At 66.3% G+C, this 727-nt stretch carries 1 protein-coding gene; it reads left to right on the plus strand.

Annotated elements, in window-relative coordinates; all coding sequences use genetic code 11:
• Window positions 1-727: non-reducing end alpha-L-arabinofuranosidase family hydrolase (locus tag HAV39_RS42030; protein WP_191844660.1), on the plus strand; the 727-nt coding region annotated here is incomplete at its 5' end.

Consider the following 727-nt stretch of genomic DNA (forward strand, 5'->3'; position numbering starts at 1 on the left):
CTGGTCCGACATGGCCTCGGCCAGCCAGAACACCATGTCGTCGGCCACCGTCGCACCGTCGCTGTTCTACTTCGCCCCGCGCAACATCTGGGTCCTCGCCTACCAGTGGGGCGGACCCGCGTTCTCCTACCGCACCTCCAGCGACCCCACCAACCCCAACGGCTGGTCCTCGGCGCAGACCCTGTTCTCCGGCAGCATCTCCGGCTCCGGCACCGGACCGATCGACCAGGCCGTCATCGGTGACAGCAGCAACATGTACCTGTTCTTCGCCGGCGACAACGGCAAGATCTACCGGGCCAGCATGCCGATCGGGAACTTCCCGGGCAGCTTCGGCTCCACCTCCACCGTGGTCATGAGCGACAGCACGAACAACCTGTTCGAAGCCGTCCAGGTCTACAAGGTCTCCGGCCAGAACCAGTACCTCATGATCGTCGAAGCGATCGGCTCACAGGGCCGCTACTTCCGCTCGTTCACGGCCACCAGCCTCGGCGGTTCGTGGACGCCGCAGGCCGCCAGCGAGAGCAACCCCTTCGCCGGCAAGGCCAACAGCGGCGCCACCTGGACCAACGACATCAGCCACGGCGAGTTGATCCGCACCAACGCCGACCAGACCATGACCATCGACCCCTGCCAACTGCAACTGCTCTACCAGGGCCGGTCGCCCAACTCCGGCGGCGACTACGGCCTGCTGCCCTACCGACCCGGCCTGCTGACCCTGCAGCGCTGA

Source organism: Catellatospora chokoriensis (assembly GCF_011297315.1).
GTDB lineage: Bacteria > Actinomycetota > Actinomycetes > Mycobacteriales > Micromonosporaceae > Catellatospora > Catellatospora citrea.